We start from the raw sequence: 5,815 nt of genomic DNA, 5'->3' as shown, positions 1-5,815 counted from the left end.
CCCGGCGCGGGCTCGGTGATCGTCGTGGTCGGCACGGACGCGCCCCTGCTGCCGGGGCAGTGCACGGCGCTCGCCCGGCGCGTCCCGCTCGGCCTCGCCCGCACCGGCACGACCGGCTCGCACTTCTCGGGCGACCTGTTCCTCGCCTTCAGCACCGCGAACCCCGGCGCGCTGACGAGCGCTTTCCCGCGCACCACCGACGCCGAGTACGAAAGCCTCCGGTTCGTGCCGTGGGGCCGGATCGACCCGTTCTTCGAAGCGGTCGTGCAGGCCGTCGAGGAAGCCGTGCTCAACGCGCTCGTCGCCGGCCGGGAGATGACCGGCCACCGCGGGCACCGCGCGCCCGCGTTGCCGATCGCGCACTGGACGGGTCCCTGACGGGGTCGTTCTCGGTGATCATCCCGATGTCCCGCGCCGAACCCGGCAATACGGTCGAAGCATGCGAAAAACGCTCGCCGCCGGGCTCACCGGCGTCCTCCTCCTGACCGCCGTCCCCGCCGCCTCGGCCGCCACGCCGCTCCGGCTGCCCGCGCCCACCGGCCCGTACGCCGTCGGCAGCACCGACTTGCACCTCGTCGACCACGCCCGGCCGGACCCGTGGGTCGCGGGCACGACCCGGGAGCTGATGATCACCGTCCGGTACCCCGCGCGGCCGGGTGGCCCCCAAGCGCCCTACCTGACCCCCGGGGCCGCCGGGCCGGTGGCCGAAGAGGACGCTCGCCTGCTGGGCATCCCGGCGGACCGGCTCGGCTACACCTTCCCCACGCACGCCCGCGCCGGCGCGCCCGCCGCCGGTGGGCCGCGGCCGGTCGTGCTCTATTCGCCCAGCGCGAAGTACCCGCGTTCGGTCGGGACGGCGCTGCTCGAACAGCTCACGAGCGAGGGCTACGTGACGGTGGCGATCGACCACACGCACGAACCGGCGGCGGTGGAGTTCCCCGGCGGCCGCGTCGAACGGCGGGCGCTGCCGTCCGGCCCGGACGCGGGCAAGCAGCTCATCGCGACCCGGGTGGCCGACACCCGGCTCGTCCTCGACGCGCTGGAAACCCTGGCCAGGGGCGGGAATCCCGACGCCGAGCAGCGGGAACTGCCGAGGCTTTCCCTCGACCTCTCGCGGACCGGCATGTTCGGCCACTCCGGCGGCGGCTTCACCACCGGCGAGACGATGGTGTCCGACCGGCGCGTCGACGCGGGCGCCGACCTCGACGGCAGCATGGCGTACTCCCAGTCGAACCGCGACTACGGCCGGATCGCCACCGAAGGCCTCGACCGGCCGTTCCTGCTGCTGAGCGCGGGCGACCACAGCGCCGCGTCCGACGGTTCGTGGCAGGAGTTCCTGAGCCACCAGCGCGGGCCGGTCCGCGAACACCACCTGCCCGACGGCGAGCACTTCAGCTACACCGACTACCAGGTGCTCCTCCCCCAGCTCGGGCTCGACCCGGGGTCGATCGCGCCGTACGTCGGCACGATCGACCCCGGCCGCAGCCTGGCCACCCAGCGCGCGGTGCTGAGCGCCTTCTTCGCGCGCTACCTCCGCTAGTCACCTTCGGGTCCACTGCTGGTTGGCGCCGCCGCCGCACGCCCAGAGGATGATCTTCGTGCCGTTCGCGGTGGCGGCGCCGCTCGCGTCCAGGCACAGCCCGGACAGCGCGTTGGTGACGGTCCCGTTCGCGTTCAGCGTCCACTGCTGGTTGCGCTGGCCGTTGCAGTCCCAGATCACGACGGCCGTCCCGTTGGCGGTGCCGTTGTTGTACGCGTCCAAGCACTTCGTGCCGTTGACGACGAGCTGGCCGCGCACCGGCGCCCACGTCTGGTTCGGCCCGGCGGCGCAGTCCCACAGCTGCGCCTGGACGCCGTTGGCGATGCTGTTGTCGTTCACGTCGAGGCAGCGGCCCGACTGCGTGCCGACGACCTGGACGCCGTCGGTCCCGGGCAGCGGCAGCACCGCGACGTCGGTGACCGGCGGTGGCGTACCCGTGAGCTTCAGGGTGTTCGTGCCCTTGCCCAGGGAGACCACTGCCGAGACGCTCTTGGCCGCTCCCCCGGTCGCCGGGAAGGCGAGGGCGGTCGGCTGCTGGCCGTTCACCGCGAGGGTCGCGGTCTGCGCGGCGGTCGCGCTGTAGGTGAAGGTCGCCACGGCCAGCCCGGTCGCGGCCGCGGTGACCGTCGTGCCGTGCGCGGCCGCGGCGTCGGTGCCTTCGACGGTCAGCAGCACCGAGTCGCCGGCCGGCACGCTGACGCTGTAACCGGTGCTGTAGCTGCCTTCGTCGGCGGCGGCCCACAGGTTCCGGACCCGGGCCGCGGCCGGCGTCAGGCCGAGATCGGCCCAGCGCGCGGTCATCGTCGCCGCCGACGACGTCCGGTTGAGCAGCAGCACCGCGCGTTTGCCGGTACCGCTCAGGACTTTCCCGTAGACCTGCAGCCCGGCGGCGTCCTCGGCGACCTTGACCCCTTGCAGGCCACGGGAATCCTGGTCGACGGCGATGACTTCCCGGTTCTTGAGGATGTTCGCCGTCTCCGCGCTCATCGTCGCGAGGTTGTTGCCCGCCAGCAGCGGCGCCCCGGAGACCGCCCACATCCCGAACTCGGTCCGGCCCTGCGCGGCGGACAGGCCGGGCATCCCGACGGTCAGCATGTCGGGGTCGTTGACGTACCCGGTGTGCTGCGAGACGGGGTGCTGCGCCTGGTCGAAGTTGGTGAGCGCCTGCGGCAGGGTCGCGGTCTGGCCGTAGTAGATGATGTCCGTGCTGGTGCGCCACATCGGGGCCGTGCCGGGCCCCCAGTTCCACGGGTTCTTCTTGCCCCAGTCGCAGATCGACAGCGCGAGCGTCCGCCCGGTCTGCGCGGTCGCGGCCCGGTTGGCGTCGCTGATCGCCCGGTAGGTGCTCGCCGGGTCGAGCCCCTCGGCGTCGCCGCCGCACCAGTCGACCTTGACGAAGTCGAAGCCCCAGCGCTGGAACTGCAGCATGTCCTGCAGGTAGTGGCCCTCGCTGCCGGACCCGGGCGCCGCGGGGCGGCCGGTCGGGTAGTAGTAACCGCACCCGTCGCGCCCGGCGTCGGTGTAGATCCCGGCCTTCAACCCCTTGCTGTGCAGGTAATCCGCGATCGCCGACATCCCGCCGGGCCACTCGGCGGTGTCGACGGTGATGTTGCCGGCGCTGTCGCGGGTGCCCTGCCACCAGCCTTCGTCGATGTTGACGTAGCTGTAGCCGGCGTCCTTGAGACCCGAGGACACGAGCGCGTCGGCCTGCGCCTTGATGACCGAGTAGTCGATCTTCGCGGCGAAGGTGTTCCACGACGCCCAGCCCATGACGGGCGGCGGCACGGCCACCTCCGCCGCGACGGCGACCCCGGCCGCCGGCACGACTCCGGCGAACGCCAGGACCACGGACAGCAACCAGCGCAGCTTCACGGCATCGCTCCGACCTCGTCGGCAGAATGTTAACGCTAACAAGCGTTGTCCGGCTTGCATTCTGAACGGCGCGGCGATCGGCCGTCAAGCGGCGAACGGCGGAACTACCGCCGGACGGCACCCGCCTCCCCGTCGGCGATGACGAAGCTCGCCCGGGTGCTCACCGGCGCTCCCGGCCGCGAAACGTAGTCGACCACGCGGTAATCCGCCGTCCACTCCGTCCGCGTGACGACGTTGCGGACGTACCCCCGCTTCCGGTTGACGAACTTGAGGTGCGGGTTCTCCCGCAGCTGCACGGCGTCCCCCGCGTTCTGCTCGACGCCGTCGCCGCCCGAAGTGATCGACGTGCCCACGAGCTCGGTGCCCACCGTCGCCGACGCCGGGTTCGCGAAGTCGGCTTTGATGTCGGCGACGTAGCTCGCGTGCACGTCGCCGGTGATCACCACCGGGTTGCTCGCCTTCGCCAGGTGGTCGCGGACGAAGTCGCGCTCGGCCGGGTAGCTGTCCCAGGCGTCGTCGCTGAAGCTCTGCTCCGGGCCCGCGGTGAAGTCGCGGGCGGAGAAGAACACCTGCTGCGCCAGGATGTTCCACCGCGCGGTCGGGCCGGCCAGGTTGCCCAGCAGCCACGCCTTCTGCGCGGCGCCGAGGATCGTGCGGTCCGGGTCGAGGCGCTGCTGCGGCGACACCTCCTGGTCGTCGCGGAACTGCCGGGTGTCGAGCAGGTGGACGTCGGCGAGGTCGCCGAAGGTGAGCCTGCGGTGGATCCGGATGTCCGGGCCGGCCGGGCGCTGGGCCCGCCGCAGCGGCATGTGCTCGTAGTAGGCCTGGAACGCGGCCGCGCGGCGCTGCCGGAACACCGCCGGGTCCTGGTCGGGTTCGGTGTCGGGCTGGGAAATGTCGCCGGCCCAGTTGTTCTCCACCTCATGGTCGTCGAACACGACCGCCCACGGGAACGCGGCGTGCGCGGCCTGCAGGTCCGGGTCGGTCTTGTACTGCGCCAGCCGGGTGCGGTAGTCGGCGAGGGTCCAGATCTCGGCGGCGGGCGCGTGTCCCCGGCCGATCGTGCCCTGGGCGCCGCCTTCGTAGATGTAGTCGCCGAGGAACGCGACCAGGTCCAGGTCTTCCTCCGCCAGGTGCCGGTAGGCGGTGTAGAAGCCCTCCGGGTAGTTCTGGCAGCTGGCGAAGGCGAACGCGAACCGGTCGGTCCGCGCGCCCGGCCGCGGCGCGGTCTTCGTGCGGCCCACCGGGCTCAGCTCGGACCCGGCCCGGAAGCGGTAGAAGTACTCGCGGCCGGGCCGCAGCCCGCCGACCTCGACGTGCACCGTGTGGGCCGCCTCGGGCCGGGCGAGTTCGGCACCCGCCGCGACGACGCGGTGGAACCGCTCGTCCTCGGCGACCTGCCAGCTCACCGGGACCGGCCGCGCGGGCATGCCCCCGTCGACCGCCAGGGGCTCGGGTGCGAGCCGCGTCCACAGCACCACGCCGCCGGGCAGCGGGTCGCCCGAGGCGACGCCCAGCGTGAACGGGGACCGGACCGGCGCGGACCCGGCGCCTTCCGCGGCCGCGGCGGGAACCCCGGACAGCGCGGCGGCGCCGAGCGCGGCCGTACCCGCGAGGAGGACCCGTCGTCGCGACGGTGTGCCTGCCATGTGTCACCTCTTCCGAAAAGACCGAATGCGGCCCTCAAGCTAAATTCGCCGGATGACCACGGTGCGACATCGTGGTGACCCGGTGGTGTACACCCGGATTGGTGATGGCGATCCCGTCAGATTCGGAGCGTGACGGCTAGCTTGCTAGCATGCTAGGGTCGGTCCGTGGGCGATGAAGACGTCAAGCAGTTCAACGTGTACCTGCCGGTCGGCTTGATCCGGCAGGTCAAGCACCGAGCCGTCGAAACGGAGCAGTCGCTGTCGGCGCTCGTCGCCGAAGCGCTGCGCGCCTACCTCCGGACCGAAGAGGAGCACTGACATGACGACCGAGGGCATCGACGTCGTGTACCTGGAGACGCACAACTGGGGCAAGGCGGCCAAGTTCTTCCAGGCACTGGGCTACGAAATCGACTTCGCGACCGACCACACCTCGGGGCTGCTCCGCAACGGCGACGGCCCGTACCTGTTCATCGCCGAGGTGCCCGAAAGCCGGGAACCGCGGCAGCAGGTCGTCTTCAAGGTGCCCGACGCGGACGCGTTCCGGGCCGACGACATCGTCGAGGTCGTCACCCCGTTCGAGGTCACCCACTACGGGACCCGCGAGATGACCGTCCGCGACCCCGACGGGCGGACGTGGACGCTGTCCGCGCCCGCGGCGGGCTGACGTGACCGCGCCGGACAGCACGGCGGTGCGCACAGCGTTGTGGCGGGCCCTGCACGTCGCGGCCGACCCGCCGCCGCACGTGTTCGCCGA

The 5,815-nt window shown here is 72.2% G+C and carries 6 protein-coding genes and 1 pseudogene; 5 read left to right on the top strand and 2 right to left on the bottom strand.

What is annotated here, in order from left to right; translation table 11 throughout:
* A partial coding sequence (locus G3I65_RS18335) for a P1 family peptidase (RefSeq protein ID WP_203612424.1) occupies positions 1 to 378 on the top strand: 378 nt, incomplete at its 5' end.
* 61 nt (positions 379 to 439) lie between these two features.
* Positions 440 to 1,540, top strand: coding sequence for an alpha/beta hydrolase (locus tag G3I65_RS18330; protein ID WP_160697191.1), 1,101 nt, complete (start codon positions 440 to 442; stop codon positions 1,538 to 1,540).
* Here G3I65_RS18330 and G3I65_RS18325 read toward each other — a convergent pair whose 3' ends face one another.
* Positions 1,541 to 3,412 carry an RICIN domain-containing protein gene (locus G3I65_RS18325; protein ID WP_160697190.1) on the bottom strand — a complete coding sequence of 624 codons (1,872 nt, stop codon included), beginning with the start codon at positions 3,410 to 3,412 and terminating at the stop codon, positions 1,541 to 1,543.
* A gap of 104 nt (positions 3,413 to 3,516) precedes the next feature.
* The gene (locus G3I65_RS18320; RefSeq protein WP_160697189.1) at positions 3,517 to 5,061 is read right to left on the bottom strand and encodes an alkaline phosphatase; all 1,545 of its coding nucleotides are present in this window, start codon (positions 5,059 to 5,061) and stop codon (positions 3,517 to 3,519) included.
* 165 nt (positions 5,062 to 5,226) lie between these two features.
* Between G3I65_RS18320 and G3I65_RS18315 the strand changes: the two genes are divergently transcribed.
* The 3 genes and pseudogenes from G3I65_RS18315 to G3I65_RS58785 all read left to right on the top strand — a co-directional run.
* Positions 5,227 to 5,379, top strand: a complete 153-nt coding sequence (locus tag G3I65_RS18315) for a ribbon-helix-helix protein, CopG family (protein ID WP_086863900.1) — start codon at positions 5,227 to 5,229, stop codon at positions 5,377 to 5,379.
* A gap of 1 nt (position 5,380) precedes the next feature.
* On the top strand, positions 5,381 to 5,725 hold the full coding sequence (locus tag G3I65_RS18310) for a glyoxalase/bleomycin resistance/extradiol dioxygenase family protein (RefSeq protein WP_160697188.1): 345 nt from the start codon (positions 5,381 to 5,383) through the stop codon (positions 5,723 to 5,725).
* 1 nt (position 5,726) lies between these two features.
* Positions 5,727 to 5,815 (top strand): annotated as a pseudogene (locus tag G3I65_RS58785) (SAM-dependent methyltransferase); the annotation flags it as partial.

Source organism: Amycolatopsis sp. SID8362 (genome assembly GCF_010550475.1).
GTDB lineage: Bacteria > Actinomycetota > Actinomycetes > Mycobacteriales > Pseudonocardiaceae > Amycolatopsis > Amycolatopsis eburnea.
Note: the sequence above shows the minus strand (reverse complement) of the source record. Positions and strands in the feature narration are given on the sequence as shown.

Excerpts from the sequence above, each read along its gene's own strand:
- G3I65_RS18330 (WP_160697191.1), top strand. The coding sequence starts at position 440 with ATGCGAAAAACGCTCGCCGCCGGGCTCACCGGCGTCCTCCTCCTGACC.
- G3I65_RS18320 (WP_160697189.1), bottom strand. The coding sequence starts at position 5,061 with ATGGCAGGCACACCGTCGCGACGACGGGTCCTCCTCGCGGGTACGGCC.
- G3I65_RS18310 (WP_160697188.1), top strand. The coding sequence starts at position 5,381 with ATGACGACCGAGGGCATCGACGTCGTGTACCTGGAGACGCACAACTGG.